The sequence below is a fragment of the Metabacillus hrfriensis genome, from assembly GCF_030127205.1.
GTDB classification, from domain to species: Bacteria; Bacillota; Bacilli; order Bacillales; family Bacillaceae; genus Bacillus_P; species Bacillus_P dongyingensis.
In genome coordinates, this window is sequence record NZ_CP126116.1 from 61,229 (window position 1) to 79,772 (window position 18,544).

Here is an 18,544-nt window from a genome sequence, read left to right on the forward strand (position 1 = left end):
TTATGATGAGAAAAGTTGATACAAAAAAAGCTCCGGCGGCTATTGGACCTTATTGTCAGGGGATTGTCATTGACCGATTATTCTTCAGTTCGGGTCAAATTCCGCTTACTCCTGAAGGTGAAATGGTGAATGGCTCAATTGAAGAGCAGACACATCAGGTTTTTTCGAATTTAAAAGCTGTGCTTGAAGAAGCGGGTGCCTCTTTACAGACTGTTGTAAAAGCAACTGTATTTTTAAAAGATATGAATACCTTCGCTGCATTCAACGAAGTGTATTCCGAATACTTCAGCGAACATAAACCTGCCCGTTCATGTGTTGAAGTAGCAAGATTGCCTAAAGATGTGCTGGTAGAAATTGAAGTTATTGCTTCTGTTAACTGATCATTTTAGGATGGAGCTTTTGCAAGATGAGCCATTTATGATTAGCTGTATATTTAAAAAAATCATTAATTAATGGCAAAAACACAAGCATCCAGATTAAATGAGCACAATCACCTGATTTTTCAAAATATTTTTCCATTCTTGCAGGAAAAAGAAAAATTCCGTTGAATAACTTAACTAAAGTTTTTCATACAGGAAAAGGTGGTGAACAGAATGGAAGTAACTGACGTAAGATTACGCCGCGTAAACACCGAAGGCCGCATGAGAGCGATTGCATCAATAACGTTGGATCATGAGTTTGTTGTTCATGATATCCGTGTGATTGATGGAAACAATGGACTTTTTGTGGCAATGCCAAGCAAACGCACTCCGGACGGAGAGTTCCGTGATATCGCACATCCAATTAATTCTGGAACTCGCGGGAAAATTCAAGAGGCAGTATTAGCCGAGTATCATCGTTTAGGTGAACTTGAAGTTGAATTTGAGGAAGCAGGCGCTTCTTGATTATATGAAGCACTTTAAAAGTCGGGTAGGACTTAGTCCTATTCGGCTTTTTTTTTATCAAAACTACTGCTGAAATGATTGAAAGGGCCTTACATATCATGACAATTTTATGAAAAATTATGTACTTTCATATGTTTTCTTGAAATAAGGTGCTATTTGAGATATATTTTTCTATGGATAAAAAGGTATATTGGAGGCCTGAAAATGGATAACCGATACGCAGTAATTTTAGCTGCAGGACAAGGCACTAGAATGAAATCAAAGCTTTATAAAGTGCTGCATCCAGTTGGCGGCAAGCCGATGGTTCAGCATGTTGTTGATGAAGTTTCTAAATTAGAATTAAGCAAAATCGTTGCCATAGTAGGTCACGGAGCGGAAAAAGTACAAGATCAGCTTGGCGAAAGCGTCCAATATGCTGTGCAGGGCGAACAGCTTGGAACGGCACATGCTGTTATGCAGGCAGCAGCTCATTTAGAAGATCAAGAGGGAACGACTATTGTTATCTGCGGAGATACTCCTTTAATAACAGCAGAAACAATGGCATCTTTACTCTCTCATCATTCAGAAATGAAAGCAAAAGGTACAATTCTTACAGCGAAAGCAGAAGATCCTGCCGGTTACGGCCGCGTCGTCAGAAATGCGGAAGGCCACGTTGAAAAAATTGTAGAGCATAAAGATTCAAATGCAGAAGAGCTATTGATCAAGGAGATCAATACAGGCACTTATTGCTTTGACAACCGCGCTCTTTTTGATGCGCTGAAAAAAGTGTCAAATGATAATTCTCAAGGTGAATTTTATCTTCCTGATGTGATTGAAATTCTTAAAACAAACAATGAAATCGTTTCTGCATTCCAGACGGCATCATTCGAAGAGACGCTTGGAGTAAATGATAGAGTAGCTCTTGCGCAAGCTGAGCAGTATATGAAAAAGCGGGTAAACGCCTTTCATATGAAAAACGGGGTTTCCATTATTGATCCTGAGAACACATACATCTCAAGTGATGCTGAAATTGGACGGGACACTGTAATTTACCCCGGCACTATTATTTCAGGCAATACCGTCATTGGAGAAGATTCTATTATTGGACCTCACACTGAAGTGAAAGACTGCACGGTTGGAGATCGCACAACAATCCGCCAGTCTGTTGCACATGACAGTGAAATCGGTCATGATGTAAATATCGGGCCTTTTGCTCACATCAGACCTGCATCGTCTATTTCGGATGAGGTGAAGATCGGCAACTTTGTTGAAATCAAGAAATCCTCAATGGGCAAAGCAAGCAAAGCTTCTCATTTAAGCTATATTGGCGATGCTGAAGTCGGCGCAGATGTGAATCTTGGCTGCGGATCCATTACTGTCAATTACGACGGCAAGAATAAATTCCTTACAAAGATTGAGGACGGCGCTTTCATAGGCTGCAATTCAAACTTAATTGCACCGGTAACAGTAGGTCAAGGTGCGTATGTTGCGGCAGGTTCGACTATTACAGATGATGTACCAGGCAAGGCGCTTTCTATTGCGCGTGCAAGACAAGTGAATAAAGATGGATATGTGAAGTAAAGAGTGCACAAGAAATCATGCTTCTCAATATTATAAAACCTAGTGGAGGTCTCCTTTAAATATGTCTAATCGTTATGCAGATTCCAATTTAAAGATTTTTACATTAAACTCGAACACAGCTTTAGCTGAAGAGATTGCAGATGAAGTTGGTGTTGATTTAGGTAAATGTTCGGTAACTCGTTTTAGTGATGGAGAAGTTCAAATTAACATTGAAGAAAGTATCCGCGGCTGTGACGTTTTCGTTATTCAATCAACGAGCGCGCCAGTTAATGAACACTTGATGGAAGTATTGATCATGATTGATGCGCTTAAGCGAGCATCTGCTAAAACAATCAATATTGTTATGCCTTATTATGGCTATGCACGTCAAGACCGCAAAGCGCGCGCTCGTGAGCCGATTACTGCTAAGCTTGTTGCGAACTTGCTTGAAACGGCTGGCGCAGACCGCGTCATCACTCTTGATCTGCATGCTCCGCAAATTCAGGGATTCTTTGATATCTTAATTGACCATCTCATGGGTGTGCCGATTCTTTCAGAGTACTTCCTTGAAAAAGACTTAAAGGACATCGTTATTGTTTCGCCTGACCACGGCGGGGTAACACGTGCCCGCAAGCTTGCAGACCGTTTGAAAGCGCCGATTGCGATCATCGACAAACGCCGTCCGAGACCGAATGTAGCTGAAGTAATGAACATTGTAGGTAACATTGAAGGCAAAACAGCTATCCTAATTGATGATATAATTGATACAGCCGGAACGATTACACTTGCTGCTAACGCATTAGTGGAAAACGGGGCAACAGAAGTATATGCTTGCTGTACTCATCCTGTTTTATCAGGACCTGCGATCGAGCGTATCCAAAACTCAAATATTAAAGAATTAGTTGTAACGAATTCAATTAATTTGGGTGAAGAGAAGAAAATAAGCAAGCTGAAACAGCTATCAGTTGCTCCACTAATTGGTGAAGCCATTATCCGAGTTCATGAAGAGCAATCTGTCAGCACTCTTTTTGATTAATGCATTTGAAAAACACCCTCTTGCCTTTTAGGCCCTGAGGGTGTTTTTGTGTTATAAAATCGTTAAGAAACTTTATATGGAAAGAAAAATGTTTAGATGCCGGCAATAATGGGAATTAAATAAGACATAACTTATCGTTAGGAAGGTGTTTTGGACTATGACAACATTAAAGGTACAAGAACGAACAGTATTTACAAGCTCAGCAAGAAGAAAGGTTCGTGAACAGGGACAAGTTCCTGCTGTCATTTATGGAAAGTCAACGGATACAAAATCAATCTCCTTAGATAGCATTGAATTAATTAAAACGCTGCGTGAAGAAGGGCGCAACGCCATTATAAAGCTTGATTTAGATGGAAAATCACATTCGGTTATGCTGTATGAAATGCAGACAGACCCGCTCAAAAACGAAATCATTCATGCGGACTTTCATGTCGTTAACCTTAAAGAAGACGTTGTCGTTGAGGTTCCGATTACGCTGACAGGCGATGCAGCAGGGGTAAAAGACGGCGGAGTGCTTCAGCAGCCAATGTATCAGGCATCAATTACAGCTAAGCCTGGTGATATCCCTCAGTCCATTGAGGTCGATATTTCAGAGCTTGGCGTCAACGATACACTGATGATTAAAGATGTTAAGGTTTCAGGGAAGTACACATTCAATCATGAAGAAGATGAAGTTGTCGCTTCTATTCTGCCTCCGAAGCAAGAAGAAGAAATTGACAGCGGCGAGCAGCAAGAAGGCGGCGAACCAGAACGTGTTGAGGGCAGAGAGAACAACGAAGATTCCTCTGAAGACAATAAACAATCATAATTTACAGAACGTAGCCATTTAATGGCTGCGTTTTTTATGGTATTGTTTAAATAGAGAAAAAGATACTAAAATTAGGGTGATGATAGGTAATTGGGATAACTCTGCTCCAATCCGCATCATCCTTTTTGAACATAATTGAGCGAGTATGGCTAAGGTATACACTATTGGTTAGCTTAGTTGTACCACTTCTAGAATAAAGGCAGGTACGAGAATGAAACTATTCATTGGACTTGGGAATCCAGGGAAGCAATATGAGGATACACGGCACAATGTCGGCTTTATGGCGATTGACGAACTATCAAAGCGATTGAACATTCCTCTTGATCGTTCAAAGTTTAACGGAATCTTCGGAATCGGTCATGTTTCAGGCGAGAAAATCATATTATTAAAACCACTTACATATATGAACCTTTCAGGTGAATGCATCAGGCCCTTGATGGACTATTATGAAATCGAGGATAAAGACATTGCTGTCATTTACGATGATCTTGATTTACCCGCTGGAAAAGTGCGTCTGAGAATGAAGGGCAGTGCGGGAGGCCATAACGGAATCAAATCAATGATTACGCATTTAAACACCCAGGAATTTAATCGTGTGCGAATTGGAATCGACCGTCCGGCTGGCGGCATGAGTGTTTCAAATTATGTTTTGGGCTCATTTGGGAAAGAAGAACAGCCGAGCATAAAAGACGCGATTGCAATCTCTGCAGATGCATGTGAAAGCTTTATTACAGAGCCGTTTTTACAGGTGATGAACAAATATAACTAAAGAGTATAAGCGAGCTCCTGAAGGTTCATACTAGAGTTAAAAACCTTTTCAGGAGGGGCTTTTAAGTGGCGCTACATTATAAATGCCGTCATTGCGGCGTAAATGTTGGAACAATTGACAGCGTTTCAGTATACAGTGAACAATTGGGATTCCATCACCTGTCGCAGGAAGAGAGACAAGAAATGATATCATACGAGTCGAATGGCGATATACTTGTAAAAACCATTTGCGAGGATTGTCAGGAAGCATTAGAGAGAAATCCTGATTATCATCAGCTGCAGCGTTTTATTCAATAGGAAAAGCTTTGGTGACGAAAGGAACCAAGGCATTTTTCCGTTAAATCCAGTAACTGAGCTTATTGCGCAGGAGCCGTGTTATTTGGCCCCTGTGCTCTGCTTCTAATAGAGAGATCGACATCCGCCTTTCTATCACTAACAAAAGGGGAGGTTTTAGCCTTTGCAAAGTTTGCAGCATTACTTTTATGATAATGACGATTTTCAGACGATTATTGAAGGAGTTCATGGAGGCCTGAAAGAACAGCTCGTAGCAGGCTTATCCGGCTCTGCAAGGTCTGTCTTTACATCTTCACTTTATCAGCATTCAAAAAAACCGATTTTAATGATTACCCATAATCTGTTTCAGGCCCAGAAGATTTATGAAGACCTGGCCAACCTTCTCGGGGATCAGGTCCTTCTTTATCCTGTAAACGAATTAATTGCTTCTGAGCTTGCTGTAGCAAGCCCTGAGTTAAAAGCACAGAGAATGGAAGTCCTGAATCAATTATCTCAAAATAAAAGAAGAATTATTGTTGCTCCGGTCGCAGCGCTCAGAAGGTTCTTGCCGCCGAAGGAAGCTTGGCTTGAAAATCAGTTTCATTTAAAGCTTGGGCAAGATTTAGATCTTGAAAAAACAATGGCATCTTTAATTACGATGGGGTATGAAAGAGCCGGAATGGTTTCTGCTCCAGGAGAGTTCAGTTTAAGAGGCGGGATTATGGATATCTATCCTCTTACCGAAGAATACCCGATTCGGATTGAATTGTTTGATACAGAGATTGATTCGATCCGCTCTTTTAACAGCGAAGATCAGCGTTCAATTGCTAAGCTTAAAGAAGTTCATATCGGTCCTGCAGAGGAACTCGTTGTTGATCAAAGCAGAATCACTGCATGTATACAGAAGCTGGAAAGTGGTTTAGCCTACAGTTTGAAGCGGCTGAAAGATGAAAAACAAAAAGAGATTCTGGCAGAGAATATCGGCTATGAGCTTGAACAATTAAGGAACGGCCAATTTAATCAGGAAATGTTTAAATATCTTTCATACTTTTATGCCAAGCCTGCTAGTTTACTAGATTATTTTCATGAGCAGACCATTGTCGTCATGGATGAAGTCAGCAGAATTCAGGAAATGTACGAAAATCTTGAAAAAGAAGAGGCTGACTGGTATACGAGCCTGCTTGAGCACGGAAAAATTGTGAATGATGTTCAGATGTCACATAAATATACAGATGTTTTAACAAAAACAAAGCATCCGCTTGTCTATCTATCCTTATTTTTGCGTCATGTCCCGCATACAAGTCCTCAGAATATCTTAAATGTCTCATGTAAGCAGATGCAGAATTTTCATGGGCAAATGAATGTGCTGAAAAGTGAAATTGATAGATGGAAAAAAGCAAAATTCTCTGTTGTATTTCTTGGTGCTACAGAAGAGAGAGTCAAAAAGCTTGAGGGTGTGCTGGCTGATTATGAGATTACAGCTGCTTTTTTGAAAAAAAATGAAGCGCCAAAGCTTGGCAATCTCTACATTATGGAAGGCGATCTTCAAACGGGGTTTGAACTCCCGCTGCAAAAGCTTGCCGTTATTACAGAGGAAGAACTTTTTAAAAAGAGAGTGAAAAAACAGCCAAGAAGCCAGAAAATATCAAATGCAGAAAGAATCAAGAGCTATTCGGAACTTCAAGTCGGAGATCATGTTGTTCATGTGAATCACGGGATCGGTAAATACTTGGGCATAGAAACCCTTGTAATTAATGGCGTGCACAAAGATTATCTGCATATCCGCTATCATGGCAGCGACAAACTGTATGTCCCAGTTGAACAAATTGATCTGATCCAGAAGTATGTAGGTTCAGAGGGAAAAGAGCCAAAGATCTACAAGCTTGGCGGCAGTGACTGGAAGCGGGTTAAGAAGAAAGTTGAATCCTCTGTCCAGGATATAGCAGATGACTTAATCAAGCTTTATGCCGAGAGGGAAGCAAGTGTAGGCTATGGGTTTTCGCCTGATGGCGAGATGCAGCGCGAGTTTGAATCGATTTTTCCATACCAGGAAACAGAGGATCAGCTCCGCTCCATTCATGAAATCAAGCTTGATATGGAAAGAGAACGGCCGATGGACCGGCTTCTTTGCGGTGATGTGGGCTATGGTAAAACAGAGGTTGCAATCCGTGCTGCATTTAAAGCTATTGCTGATGGTAAGCAGGTCGCCCTTCTGGTTCCAACGACCATCCTTGCACAGCAGCATTTTGAAACAGTCCGGGAGAGGTTTCAGGATTACCCGATTAATATAGGCTTGCTAAGCCGCTTTAGATCAAGAAAAGAAATGAACGAAACAGTAAAAGGTCTGAAAAGCGGCACTGTTGACATGGTAATAGGGACACACCGACTATTATCTAAAGATGTTACGTACAAAGAGCTGGGCCTATTAATTATTGATGAAGAGCAGCGCTTTGGTGTTACACATAAAGAGAAAATTAAACAAATGAAGGCAAACATTGATGTCCTGACTTTAACAGCTACACCAATACCGCGTACGCTCCATATGTCAATGCTTGGAGTCCGCGATTTGTCTGTTATCGAAACACCGCCTGAGAACCGGTTCCCTGTACAGACATATGTCGTCGAATATAATGGCGGGTTCGTCCGTGAAGCAATTGAAAGAGAACTTGCAAGGGGCGGCCAAGTCTACTTTTTATACAACCGCGTAGACGATATAGACCGTAAAGCAGATGAAATATCTATGCTTGTACCTGATGCACGTGTGACATATGCTCATGGAAAAATGTCCGAGAATGAACTGGAATCAACGATGCTTAATTTCCTTGATGGGCAATTTGATGTGCTTGTCAGTACGACAATCATTGAAACTGGGGTTGATATTCCAAATGTAAATACGCTGATCGTCCATGATGCCGATAAGATGGGTCTCTCTCAGCTCTATCAGCTAAGAGGCCGTGTCGGACGTTCCAGCCGAATTGCGTATGCTTACTTTACGTACCGAAAAGACAAAGTGCTGACTGAAGTAGCGGAAAAACGTCTGCAGGCAATTAAAGAGTTTACAGAACTGGGTTCGGGCTTCAAAATTGCGATGCGCGACCTTTCGATTCGCGGAGCAGGGAATCTGCTTGGTGCACAGCAGCACGGATTCATCGATTCTGTTGGTTTTGATCTTTATTCTCAAATGCTGAAAGAAGCAATTGAGGAACGAAGAGAAGACGGCCCGAAAGAGAAACCGTTCCAGGTTGAAATTGATCTTGAAGTGGATGCTTACTTGCCGGAAGAGTACATTTCAGACGGCAGACAGAAGATTGACATCTATAAACGATTCAGAGCTGTTGCTTCTTTAGCTGATTTAGAAGAGCTGCAGGAAGAAATTGTCGACAGATTCGGGGATTATCCTGCAGAGGTTGGCTATCTTCTGCAGATTGCAAAACTTAAAGTTTTTGCTGTCCAGGAGAAGGTAGATATGATCAAGCAGGAAAAAGACTCAGTAGCCCTTTTCGTCAGTGAGGATGCGAGCAGGCTGGTCGACGGACAGAAGCTGTTTGATCTGAGCAACAAATACGGCAGAGCCGTCGGTCTGGGAATGGACGGAAAAAGGCTTAAAATCACCATCCAGACAAAAGGAGTTATTGCTGATAAATGGCTGAAGATTGCATCAGAGCTTTTAAATGGTTTAGGCTCGGTAAAAAAAGTAGAGATTTCTGCTAACTGAGTTTAATACCCGTTCTTTTTGTCTAAGCTGAAAAGAAAATACTGCCTATTCAAGAAAATTTCACTGTGTTTGTGTATATTGCGTGTTTTAGTGAAGGATACTATCCCTAAGCAATGGTGATTGTTGCAAAAAGAAGCTCACTTTAGCTGGAGCAAACAATCATCAAGTACACAATCATCAAGTGAAAGTGAGGCAGCATTAGATGAAAGCAACTGGTATAGTACGTCGTATTGATGATTTAGGCCGTGTGGTGATCCCCAAGGAAATTCGCAGAACCCTGCGCATCAGAGAAGGAGATCCGCTTGAAATCTTCGTCGATCGAGACGGAGAAGTGATATTGAAAAAGTATTCACCAATAAGCGAGCTTGGCGATTTTGCAAAGGAATATGCTGATGCTTTATATGACAGCCTTGGACATCCCGTGCTGATATGTGACCGTGACACATACATAGCAGTTTCAGGAGGCTCTAAAAAGGAATACATGAACAAAAATATAAGCGAACAGGTAGAAAAAGCAATGGAAGAACGCAGCTCTGTGCTTAACACAGAAGGCGGGAATATCCAATTGATAGATGGAACAAGCGAAGAGCTTAAATCCTTCACAGTTGGACCGATTGTTGCAAATGGAGATCCTATCGGTGCTGTTGTTATCTTTTCAAAGGATCAGGCAGTAGGAGAAGTAGAGCATAAAGCAGTAGAAACGGCAGCTGGGTTTTTGGCGCGCCAAATGGAACAGTAGTCATTATTTATATATTGTTTTATCCGGGCAGCGATTTTTGCTGCCTTTTCCTATTGAATGCACTTATATAGTCACAGAACGGATTTAATGGCGAATCCTAATCTGTCTGCCTGCGTTAAACGGGCGCTTCCGCTTTTCTGAAGATGGAGCTGCTTACATGTTGTGGTATAATAGGCACGTTCAGCTTAAAATTGGAAGGAGAATTGGGCGATGAACGTCCGTTCTGATACATCAGCAAATCTCTTTCTGCAAGGTGCCTTTGTACTGACACTTGCGGGACTGATTATAAAGATAATGAGCGCTGCTTACAGAGTGCCCTATCAAAATATTGTTGGAGACATAGGGTTTTACATATACCAGCAGGTTTATCCTTTTTACGGGATTGCCATTATGCTTGCTACAACCGGATTTCCGGTCATTATTTCAAAATTAATCATCGAATTTGGAGACAGAGAAAACGATACTTCGATTTTTTCTATAGTAAAGATTTCATTTTTGTTCTTAATTGCAGTTTGTACATTATTCTTTTTATGCCTCTATTTTGGGGCAGAGTACATTTCGGAAATCATGGGGGACACAGAGCTTGCCCCGCTGCTTAAAATTATTTCATTTTCTTTTCTGCTGCTTCCCTTTATATCTATTGCGAGGGGTTATTTTCAAGGATCTGATAATATGCTTCCAACTGCTCTCTCCCAAGTGACAGAACAAGGGATCCGAGTTATAACGATCCTTTTCTTTTCATATATTCTGATTCAAAATGGATACTCCCTATATGAAGCGGGCGAAGGGGCTTTATTCGGCTCATTGACAGGGGGGCTTGCTGCTGCTGCAGTTTTATCCGTATTTTTGGCAAGAGACAAAAGAAGAGGTTCGCCTTTTCAAACAAGGAAATCATCCATTCACATAAAAACAATCGTTAAGTATTTATTAATTAATACAATGACCATTTGCATCACAAGCTTAATGCTGATTTTCATCCAATTGATTGATGCGATGCAGCTATATTCGGCGCTTCGCTCTAACGGAATCGAAATGTCCGCTGCTAAAGCTCTAAAAGGCATATATGACAGGGGTCAGCCCTTAATCCAGATTGGGACTGTCGCAGCAACATCCTTTTCCTTATCATTAGTTCCGCTTATCTCATATGCGAAAAAGAATCATGAAGCTTACGTGATAGCAGATAAAATAAAAAGTTCCATGAAAATCTGCACAGTAGTCGGAACGGGTGCAGCAGCAGGACTGATTATGATTATGGAGCCGACAAACATCATGCTGTACCGGGATGCTTCAGGAACGAAAGTACTGGCTGTTTTAAGCGTTTCAGTCATTTTTACTTCCTATGCCCTGACACTTTCTGCGATCTTGCAAGGGCTAAGCTTCACTTTTTTTCCTGCAGCTGCAGTTCTGATTGGAACCTCAGTTAAACTTGGTTTAAACATTCTTTTGGTTCCGACGATGAATACGGAAGGAGCAGCTGTTGCAACAATTGCTGCATATGCAGTGATCAGTCTTCTGAATGCCTATTATTTGAAAATGAAAGGCTACATGCTGATCAGCTTGATGGATCTTCTCAAAACTGCCGCTGCTGCAGGTCTGATGATTGCGGTGCTTTTCCTTTATATGTCGGTCTTTGATCAATATTGGGCGGACTATGACCGTTTGGCGGCTGCACTAGGATCATTAACGGGTGCTTTAACAGGAGCGGTCATCTATCTAATGGCCATTTTAAAACTATCTATTTTTACAAAAAATGAACTAGCGGCATTTCCGGGCGGAAAAAAGCTTGAGAAGTTTTTAAAATAAATGAAACGGGGTATGGAATGATGACAAAAAAGATTACAGTTGTAGGACTTGGGGGCTCAGATGCCAGTCATCTGCCGCTTGGAGTTTATCGTAAACTTACATCAGCCTCCCACTTGTTTTTAAGAACAAAAGAACATCCTGTGGTCGATGAACTGAGGGCAGAACTGCCGGATTTCAGGACATTTGACCACCTTTATGAAGAGAATGACAAGTTCGGTGATGTTTACGCTGAAATTGAACTGGAGCTATACAAGGAAGCTGAAGATAAAGAGATTATTTATGCTGTTCCCGGACATCCTCTTGTTGCAGAGCAGACGGTGCAATTGCTTCTTCAAAATGGCGGACAGAGAGGCTATGAGATCCATATAGCTGGAGGTCAAAGCTTTTTAGATGCTACGTTTACTGCGCTTCAAATCGATCCGATTGATGGGTTTCAAATGGTTGACGGTCTGACGATGAAGAGAGAACAGTTAAATTTCAGACAGCATTTGATTATATGCCAGGTATATGACCAAATGGTTGCTTCTGAAGTGAAATTAACTCTGATGGAAGATTTGCCTGATGACTATGAGGTTAAGATTATTACGGCGGCAGGCAGCAGTGAGCAAAAGATCGTAAAGGTACCCCTTTTTGAGCTTGACCGGGTTACGTCGGTTAACAACTTAACAAGTGTGTATGTACCTCCTGTAGAAGATGAGAGCATTCTGAATCATCAATTTTCAGCACTGCGAGCGGTGATTGCGGAGCTTCGAGGGCCAAATGGGTGCCCGTGGGATTTAAAGCAGACCCATCAGTCCCTGAAAAAATATTTAATTGAGGAATGCTACGAGTTAATAGAGGCCATTGACGAAGAAGATGATGAAAATGTGGTTGAAGAGCTTGGAGATGTTCTGCTTCAGGTCATGCTGCATTCTCAAATTGGCTCAGACGATGGCATGTTTTCCGTTGATGATGTCATTAGAACATTAACAGAAAAAATGATCCGCAGACATCCTCATGTTTTTTCAACTGCTGTTGTTAGCGGAACAGACGAAGTCCTGTCGAACTGGCAGGAGATTAAACGTGCAGAGAAGGGATCAGGTAAAAAAGAGTCCTTATTGAAATCCATTGCCGGATCACTCCCTGCATTATCTAAGGCCTACCATATTCAAAAGAAGGCTGCTAAAGTCGGTTTTGACTGGGATCATGCTGAGTCAGCATGGGAAAAGGTTCAGGAAGAGATGCAGGAATTCAAGGCTGAAACAGCAGAAAATCATGCTGATCAAACAAAGATCCTGGCGGAGTTTGGGGACATCCTCTTTGCACTGGTCAACATCGGCAGATTTTACGGAGTTGAACCTGAGGAAGCCTTATCGGCAACCAATCAGAAATTTAAAAGACGATTCGAATATATTGAAAAAAAGGCAGATGAACTAAACCTAAACCTGGAACAAATGTCTCTTGAAGAAATGGATTCTTACTGGGATGAAGCGAAAAGCAAAGGGCTATGAAGGGGTGCTTAAAAGATGAGACTAGATAAATTTTTGAAGGTTTCGAGACTGATTAAAAGAAGAACACTTGCAAAAGAAGTGTCCGACCAAGGCAGAATAACGGTTAATGGCTCAGTTGCAAAAGCAAGCTCTATTGTAAAATTGGGTGATGAGCTTGCCATTCGATTTGGGCAAAAACGCATCATCGTAAAAATTGAAAACCTGCAGGATTCTTCTAAAAAAGAGGATGCAGCGGGTATGTATTCACTTGTAAAAGAAGAAAAAATCAGCGAAGAATAGAATTTGATATCATGTGAGGGCTTGTTCTATTTCGCATTCTTGGCTCATAGAAATAGGTAAGAATATTTCTTAGAAGAATGCGGGGGTTGGCAATGAATCAATATTATGATAATCAATCACAGCCTAAGGGAACGATCCAGGAGCATGATGTTATTATGAGAGGCCGTAAACTGCTCGATATTACAGGCGTAACACATGTAGAAAGCTTTGATAATGAAGAATTTCTGCTTGAGACGGTGATGGGTGCTCTTGCTATCCGCGGAGAAAATCTCCAAATGAAAAATTTGGACGTAGATAAAGGGATCGTCTCAATAAAAGGAAGAATTTTTGATCTCGTCTATCTGGATGAGCATCAGACGGAGAAAGCTAAAGGACTCTTTAGCAAGTTATTTAAATGACGCTCTCCACTCAATTCCTGACGATGCTTTCCATGGTTTGTTCAGGCTGTTTTATTGGCGCTTCACTTGATACTTACGGCCGCTTTCTTATGCGGCCGAGAAGAGCCAAATGGGTTGTATTCATAAATGACATCTTATTTTGGCTCGTTCAGGGCCTCCTTTTATTTTATATTCTCCTGAATGTGAATGAAGGAGAATTCCGCATATACATTCTGCTTGCCCTGCTGTGCGGATATGCGGCATATCAAAGCTTGATAAAAGGGATTTACTTAGCGCTTCTCGAATTCATTATTAAGTGTGCAGTAGGCATTTATAAGACGATGCTGAAGATGGGAAATTTCTTTTTAATTAAGCCTATTGTTGGCATTTTTAATTTATTGACAGCAATTATAAGCGGACTTGTCATTTTTTTGTGGAACTTGTTAAAATGGATGGCAAGAGTGGTTTATGCTATCGCAAAGGTACTGTTATCTCCTGTTTTTTGGATCTTAAAAGGATTGTGGAAACTGATTCCATTGTCCATCAGGAACTTTTTTTACAGGTTTTTCAAAAAAACGGCAGGACTTTATGAGAAAATCAAGAATAAGAGTGGTAACTTATGGATTTCGTGGAAAAAGAAGAAATAAAGGAGGCTAATGAATGAGTCTCGCTAAAGACCGGAAAATTACGCAGCTTCAATCACAGTATATGCAGCAGCAGGAGCGGAAAGATCAGATATTAAAAAGGCGAAAACGCGGATTGATCAGACGGTTGACATTATTTGGATTGATTGCGGCGGTAACTTCTGTTATCGTATTAACGACTCTCATATCTCAATCCAGTGCCATTAATGAGAAGGTTCATCAAAAGAAAGAACTTCAAACTCAATTAACGGAGCTCCAAAAAGATGAAAAGGTATTAGAGGAAGAAATCGTAAAGTTGAATGATGATGAGTATATTGCTAAAATTGCTCGTCGGGACTATTTTTTATCTGAAGACAATGAGATTATCTTCACGTTGCCAAAAAAAGATAAAGAGTAGTGTTGTTGACACTTGATTTTTGGATTATGTATAATTAAATAAATGAGTTTTTTATGTTTATTAAGGAGGAGCATTTTTTTTATGTCGATAGAAGTTGGCAGCAAGTTACAGGGTAAGGTAACGGGCATTACAAATTTCGGAGCGTTCGTAGAGCTTTCGGGTGGCACTACAGGACTCGTCCACATCAGTGAAGTTGCTGATAATTATGTGAAAGATATAAACGATCACTTAAAAGTCGGTGACGAGGTAACCGTTAAAGTCATCAATGTAGAGAAAGACGGAAAAATTGGCTTGTCAATTAAAAAGGCAATTGATCGTCCTGAGCGCCCAGAACGTTCAGAACGCCCGAATCGCTCAGACCGTCCAAACCGCTCAGATCGTCCAAGAGGCAGAACGAATACAAATGAATTCCGCCCTAAAGAGAATTTTGAGCAAAAAATGAGCAGATTCTTAAAAGACAGTGAGGATCGCTTATCATCACTTAAACGCAATACAGAATCAAAGCGCGGCGGTCGCGGAGCAAGAAGAGGTTAACTTGCTGCTATCTGATATAAATGCTGAAAACGGCAGAGAAAGTACATGAGAATGTGCTTTCTTTTTTTATGGAAAAAAGAATAGAATAAATGGGATAAACAATTCTGCTGCTTGCAGGGTTGAGTGGTCAGTCTGTTTTTTGTTTTTTCACTGCCGAAGCGTTTATGCGGTTCTGCATATCTTTATCACCCCAAAACGAGTGAACGATTTTTCATAATTAAACCCCATTTATTCCGACATTGTTTACTGAATATTTCAACTTTCTTTTTTTTGTTGACGAAAGTCGAAATCCTTTGTATTATATATCTTGTGCCTTATAACATTTGGCAGTTAAAATGGCGGTGTAGCTCAGCTGGCTAGAGCGTACGGTTCATACCCGTGAGGTCGTGGGTTCGACTCCCTCCGCCGCTACCATTTTTTCTGGCCCGTTGGTCAAGCGGTTAAGACACCGCCCTTTCACGGCGGTAACACGGGTTCGAATCCCGTACGGGTCATCATGATGAAAACCCTGATTTTCCTTAATGGAAAGTCAGGGTTTTTTTGTGTTTTATTATGAAAATAAAAAGCTTTATCGGGCATTTTGTCGCTATTCAAAAAAACAGTCGAACGTTTCTTGGGATAAGCTTCCTTCTTTTGACAAAATCTTTTTTTTGCCTTCGATATAATAACCACATCATTAAAAAGTGGGGGAATGAAAATATGGAAAAGGTAGAAAGAAGGGTTATCGAGCCGATTACGGAAGTGAATCTTGAGAGGACGCATCAATGGTTTAATCGTTCAGTTCATCGTTTTGGGACAAGACTGCAGCTGCTCTTTTTGCATAAAGGTCTTCTTTATGTGCTGATCGGCTTTCTGCTGGGAAGAGCACTCATTTTAACTGAAGTTCTTCCTTTTGCACTGCCGTTCTTTGGCGCTGTCCTCTTAATGAAAAAAGATAAAGCGCTATTCTCCTCGCTTGCTCTGATCGCAGGAGCTGTCACGATATCGTGGCAGACCTCTCTATTTGTCACTGCCTCTATTCTTATCTTTCTGATCATGAAAAAATTAACCTCTCTTATCTATAAAGATAAAATGAAAGCATTGCCGTTTGTTGTTTTCCTTTCGATGATGCTGACTAGAATCGGCTACTTTTATCTTCAGGATTCACTTACATTGTACGATTATATGATGGCAGGGGTTGAGTCAGGACTTGCTTTTATTCTGACACTTATTTTTCTGCAGAGCTTGCCTCTTATATCAGCCAGGAAGTACAAGCAGTCTCTTAAGATAGAAGAAATCATATGCATAATGATTCTGCTTGCTTCCGTGCTGACCGGTTTTGTTGGGGTCTCATACCAGGAGCTTCAGGCAGAGCATATTTTATCGAGATACATTGTCCTGCTGTTTGCTTTTATCGGCGGATCGAGCATTGGCTGCACAGTAGGTGTTGTAACCGGCTTAATTTTGAGTCTTGCCAATGTCGGAAACCTCTATCAAATGAGCCTCCTTGCCTTCTCGGGTCTGCTTGGAGGGCTCTTAAAAGAAGGCCAGAAATTTGGGGCAGCCATTGGTCTTTTAATCGGATCTCTGCTGATTTCCCTTTACGGAGAAGGGTCAAACGACCTGATAAAAAACTTATCAGAATCACTCATTGCCATTGGGTTATTTCTATTAACACCAAAGGCAATTACAAATAAATTAGCTAAGCATATTCCCGGAACAAACGAACATACACAGGAACAGCAGCAGTATGTAAGAAAAATCAGGGACGTAACGGCCCATCGGGTAGATCAATTCTCTCAAGTATTTCATGCCCTTTCAGAAAGCTTTGTCACATTCTATGAAAAAAGCGAAGAGTCAGAAGATCAAAGGGGGACCGATTTGTTTTTAAGCACCATAACTGAAAAAACGTGTCAGACCTGTTTCAAAAAAGAAAGGTGCTGGGTGCAGAACTTTGATACAACCTATGACTTTATGAAGACTATTATGCATGAAAGCAAAGAAAACACGTATCATGGTAACCGGAAATTAAAAAAGGAATTTGAGAGATATTGTTCAAAACCGAAAAAAGTAGAGGAGGCTATTGAACAGGAAATTAATTATTACGACGCTAATGAAAAGTTAAAAGAGCAGGTGCAGGAGAGCAGAAGGCTTGTAGCGGAACAGCTGATGGGAGTTTCGCAGGTCATGGAGGATTTTGCAAAGGAAATAAAGCGTGAACGAGAAAATCATTTTGTTCAGGAAGAACAAATTCTTGAGGCACTTCAAAGCTTTGGGATTGAAATTGGCCACGTAGATATATATAGCCTGGAGCAGGGAAATGTTGATATCGAGATGAGTATTCCATTTTGCAATGGACACGGGGAGTGCGAGAAGATCATCGCACCAATGCTCTCTGATATTCTGGAAGAGTCAGTGATTGTCAAACATGAAGAATGCTCGAGCTATCCGAACGGATATTGTCACGTATCCTTCGGTTCTTCGAGAACATATAGAGTTGATTCCGGTGTGGCTCACGCGGCAAAAGGAGGAGGTCTTGTTTCAGGAGACAGCTATTCAACGATTGAACTCGGTTTTGGAAAATACGCCATTGCAATCAGTGACGGCATGGGAAATGGAGTGAGAGCCCATTTTGAGAGCAATGAGACCATAAAGCTGCTTCAAAAGATTCTGCAGTCCGGAATTGAAGAAAAAGTTGCGATTAAGACAATAAATTCCATTTTATCCTTAAGAACAACAGATGAAATATTTTCAACGCTCGATCTGGCTATTGTTGATCTGCAGGATGCAAGCTGCAAATTTTTAAAGATTGGATCCACACCAAGCTTTATTAAACGCGGCGATCAAATCATGAAAATTCAAGCCAGCAATTTGCCAATGGGAATTATTGAGGAATTTGATGTTGATGTCGTTGGAGAGCAGCTGAAGGCGGGAGATCTTCTGATCATGATGAGTGATGGAATTTTCGAAGGGCCAAAGCATGTGGAGAATCATGATTTGTGGATGAAGAGAAAAATAAAAGAATTGGAGACAATGGATCCGCAAGAGGTGGCAGATTTAATTATGGAGGAGGTTATCCGTACGAGAGCAGGAAAGATTGAGGATGATATGACGGTGGTTGTAGCCAAAATCGATCATAATACTCCTAAATGGGCTTCTATTCCAACGTCCAAACATTACAAAAAACAGAATGTGATGTAGAAGAATCACCCTTTAAATAAGCCCCTTCTAAAGTATAAAACTCTTATTTCATGGCGAGGATGGTAGTACATTATTTCC

General features: G+C 41.0%; 17 protein-coding genes and 2 tRNA genes. All 19 read left to right on the forward strand.

The genetic code is table 11. The features are described from left to right. Nucleotides 1-2 precede the first annotated feature (2 nt). The 19 genes from QLQ22_RS00325 (at nucleotide 3) to spoIIE (ending at nucleotide 18,466) form a co-directional block, all read left to right on the forward strand. The gene (locus QLQ22_RS00325) at nucleotides 3-380 is read left to right on the forward strand and encodes a RidA family protein (RefSeq protein WP_223438883.1); all 378 of its coding nucleotides are present in this window, start codon (nucleotides 3-5) and stop codon (nucleotides 378-380) included. Between the two features lie 213 nt (nucleotides 381-593). Next, nucleotides 594-884, forward strand: a complete 291-nt coding sequence (spoVG, locus tag QLQ22_RS00330; RefSeq protein ID WP_070877647.1) for a septation regulator SpoVG — start codon at nucleotides 594-596, stop codon at nucleotides 882-884. A gap of 204 nt (nucleotides 885-1,088) precedes the next feature. Next, nucleotides 1,089-2,444, forward strand: a complete 1,356-nt coding sequence (glmU, locus tag QLQ22_RS00335) for a bifunctional UDP-N-acetylglucosamine diphosphorylase/glucosamine-1-phosphate N-acetyltransferase GlmU (protein WP_284015799.1) — start codon at nucleotides 1,089-1,091, stop codon at nucleotides 2,442-2,444. Between the two features lie 61 nt (nucleotides 2,445-2,505). Continuing rightward, nucleotides 2,506-3,459 carry a ribose-phosphate diphosphokinase gene (locus tag QLQ22_RS00340; protein WP_223438885.1) on the forward strand — a complete coding sequence of 318 codons (954 nt, stop codon included), beginning with the start codon at nucleotides 2,506-2,508 and terminating at the stop codon, nucleotides 3,457-3,459. A gap of 157 nt (nucleotides 3,460-3,616) precedes the next feature. Then, entirely contained in the window at nucleotides 3,617-4,267 is a 651-nt protein-coding gene (locus tag QLQ22_RS00345; RefSeq protein ID WP_223438886.1) for a 50S ribosomal protein L25/general stress protein Ctc, read from the forward strand. 211 nt (nucleotides 4,268-4,478) lie between these two features. Next, nucleotides 4,479-5,036 (forward strand): aminoacyl-tRNA hydrolase, encoded by a 558-nt coding sequence (pth, locus tag QLQ22_RS00350; RefSeq protein WP_223438887.1) that lies wholly within the window; start codon nucleotides 4,479-4,481, stop codon nucleotides 5,034-5,036. A 65-nt stretch (nucleotides 5,037-5,101) separates the two neighbouring features. Beyond that, on the forward strand, nucleotides 5,102-5,332 hold the full coding sequence (gene fin, locus QLQ22_RS00355; RefSeq protein WP_223438888.1) for an anti-sigma-F factor Fin: 231 nt from the start codon (nucleotides 5,102-5,104) through the stop codon (nucleotides 5,330-5,332). 160 nt (nucleotides 5,333-5,492) lie between these two features. Beyond that, nucleotides 5,493-9,023 (forward strand): transcription-repair coupling factor, encoded by a 3,531-nt coding sequence (gene mfd / locus QLQ22_RS00360; RefSeq protein WP_223438889.1) that lies wholly within the window; start codon nucleotides 5,493-5,495, stop codon nucleotides 9,021-9,023. A 202-nt stretch (nucleotides 9,024-9,225) separates the two neighbouring features. Further along, complete coding sequence (gene spoVT, locus QLQ22_RS00365; RefSeq protein ID WP_070877654.1) at nucleotides 9,226-9,762, forward strand: stage V sporulation protein T; 537 nt, start codon at nucleotides 9,226-9,228, stop codon at nucleotides 9,760-9,762. A 210-nt stretch (nucleotides 9,763-9,972) separates the two neighbouring features. Then, nucleotides 9,973-11,565, forward strand: coding sequence for a putative polysaccharide biosynthesis protein (locus tag QLQ22_RS00370; RefSeq protein WP_284015800.1), 1,593 nt, complete (start codon nucleotides 9,973-9,975; stop codon nucleotides 11,563-11,565). Between the two features lie 20 nt (nucleotides 11,566-11,585). Next, the gene (yabN, locus tag QLQ22_RS00375) at nucleotides 11,586-13,055 is read left to right on the forward strand and encodes a bifunctional methyltransferase/pyrophosphohydrolase YabN (RefSeq protein WP_284015801.1); all 1,470 of its coding nucleotides are present in this window, start codon (nucleotides 11,586-11,588) and stop codon (nucleotides 13,053-13,055) included. A gap of 15 nt (nucleotides 13,056-13,070) precedes the next feature. Continuing rightward, on the forward strand, nucleotides 13,071-13,334 hold the full coding sequence (locus QLQ22_RS00380) for an RNA-binding S4 domain-containing protein (protein ID WP_284015802.1): 264 nt from the start codon (nucleotides 13,071-13,073) through the stop codon (nucleotides 13,332-13,334). A 92-nt stretch (nucleotides 13,335-13,426) separates the two neighbouring features. After that, nucleotides 13,427-13,732 carry a sporulation protein YabP gene (gene yabP / locus QLQ22_RS00385; protein WP_070877658.1) on the forward strand — a complete coding sequence of 102 codons (306 nt, stop codon included), beginning with the start codon at nucleotides 13,427-13,429 and terminating at the stop codon, nucleotides 13,730-13,732. Further along, nucleotides 13,729-14,358, forward strand: a complete 630-nt coding sequence (gene yabQ / locus QLQ22_RS00390; protein WP_223438893.1) for a spore cortex biosynthesis protein YabQ — start codon at nucleotides 13,729-13,731, stop codon at nucleotides 14,356-14,358. The genes yabP and yabQ overlap by 4 nt, the downstream gene beginning before the upstream one ends. 13 nt (nucleotides 14,359-14,371) lie before the next feature. Beyond that, complete coding sequence (locus tag QLQ22_RS00395) at nucleotides 14,372-14,752, forward strand: FtsB family cell division protein (protein WP_223438894.1); 381 nt, start codon at nucleotides 14,372-14,374, stop codon at nucleotides 14,750-14,752. 81 nt (nucleotides 14,753-14,833) lie between these two features. Next, complete coding sequence (locus tag QLQ22_RS00400; RefSeq protein ID WP_070877661.1) at nucleotides 14,834-15,286, forward strand: S1 domain-containing RNA-binding protein; 453 nt, start codon at nucleotides 14,834-14,836, stop codon at nucleotides 15,284-15,286. A gap of 337 nt (nucleotides 15,287-15,623) precedes the next feature. Continuing rightward, a tRNA-Met gene (locus QLQ22_RS00405) sits at nucleotides 15,624-15,700 on the forward strand. An 8-nt stretch (nucleotides 15,701-15,708) separates the two neighbouring features. Next, nucleotides 15,709-15,780 (forward strand) — tRNA-Glu (locus QLQ22_RS00410). Nucleotides 15,781-15,985: 205 nt separating this feature from the next. Continuing rightward, nucleotides 15,986-18,466: a stage II sporulation protein E gene (gene spoIIE / locus QLQ22_RS00415; protein ID WP_223438895.1), complete on the forward strand. Its 2,481-nt coding sequence runs from the start codon at nucleotides 15,986-15,988 to the stop codon at nucleotides 18,464-18,466. The last annotated feature ends 78 nt before the right edge of the window (nucleotides 18,467-18,544 follow it).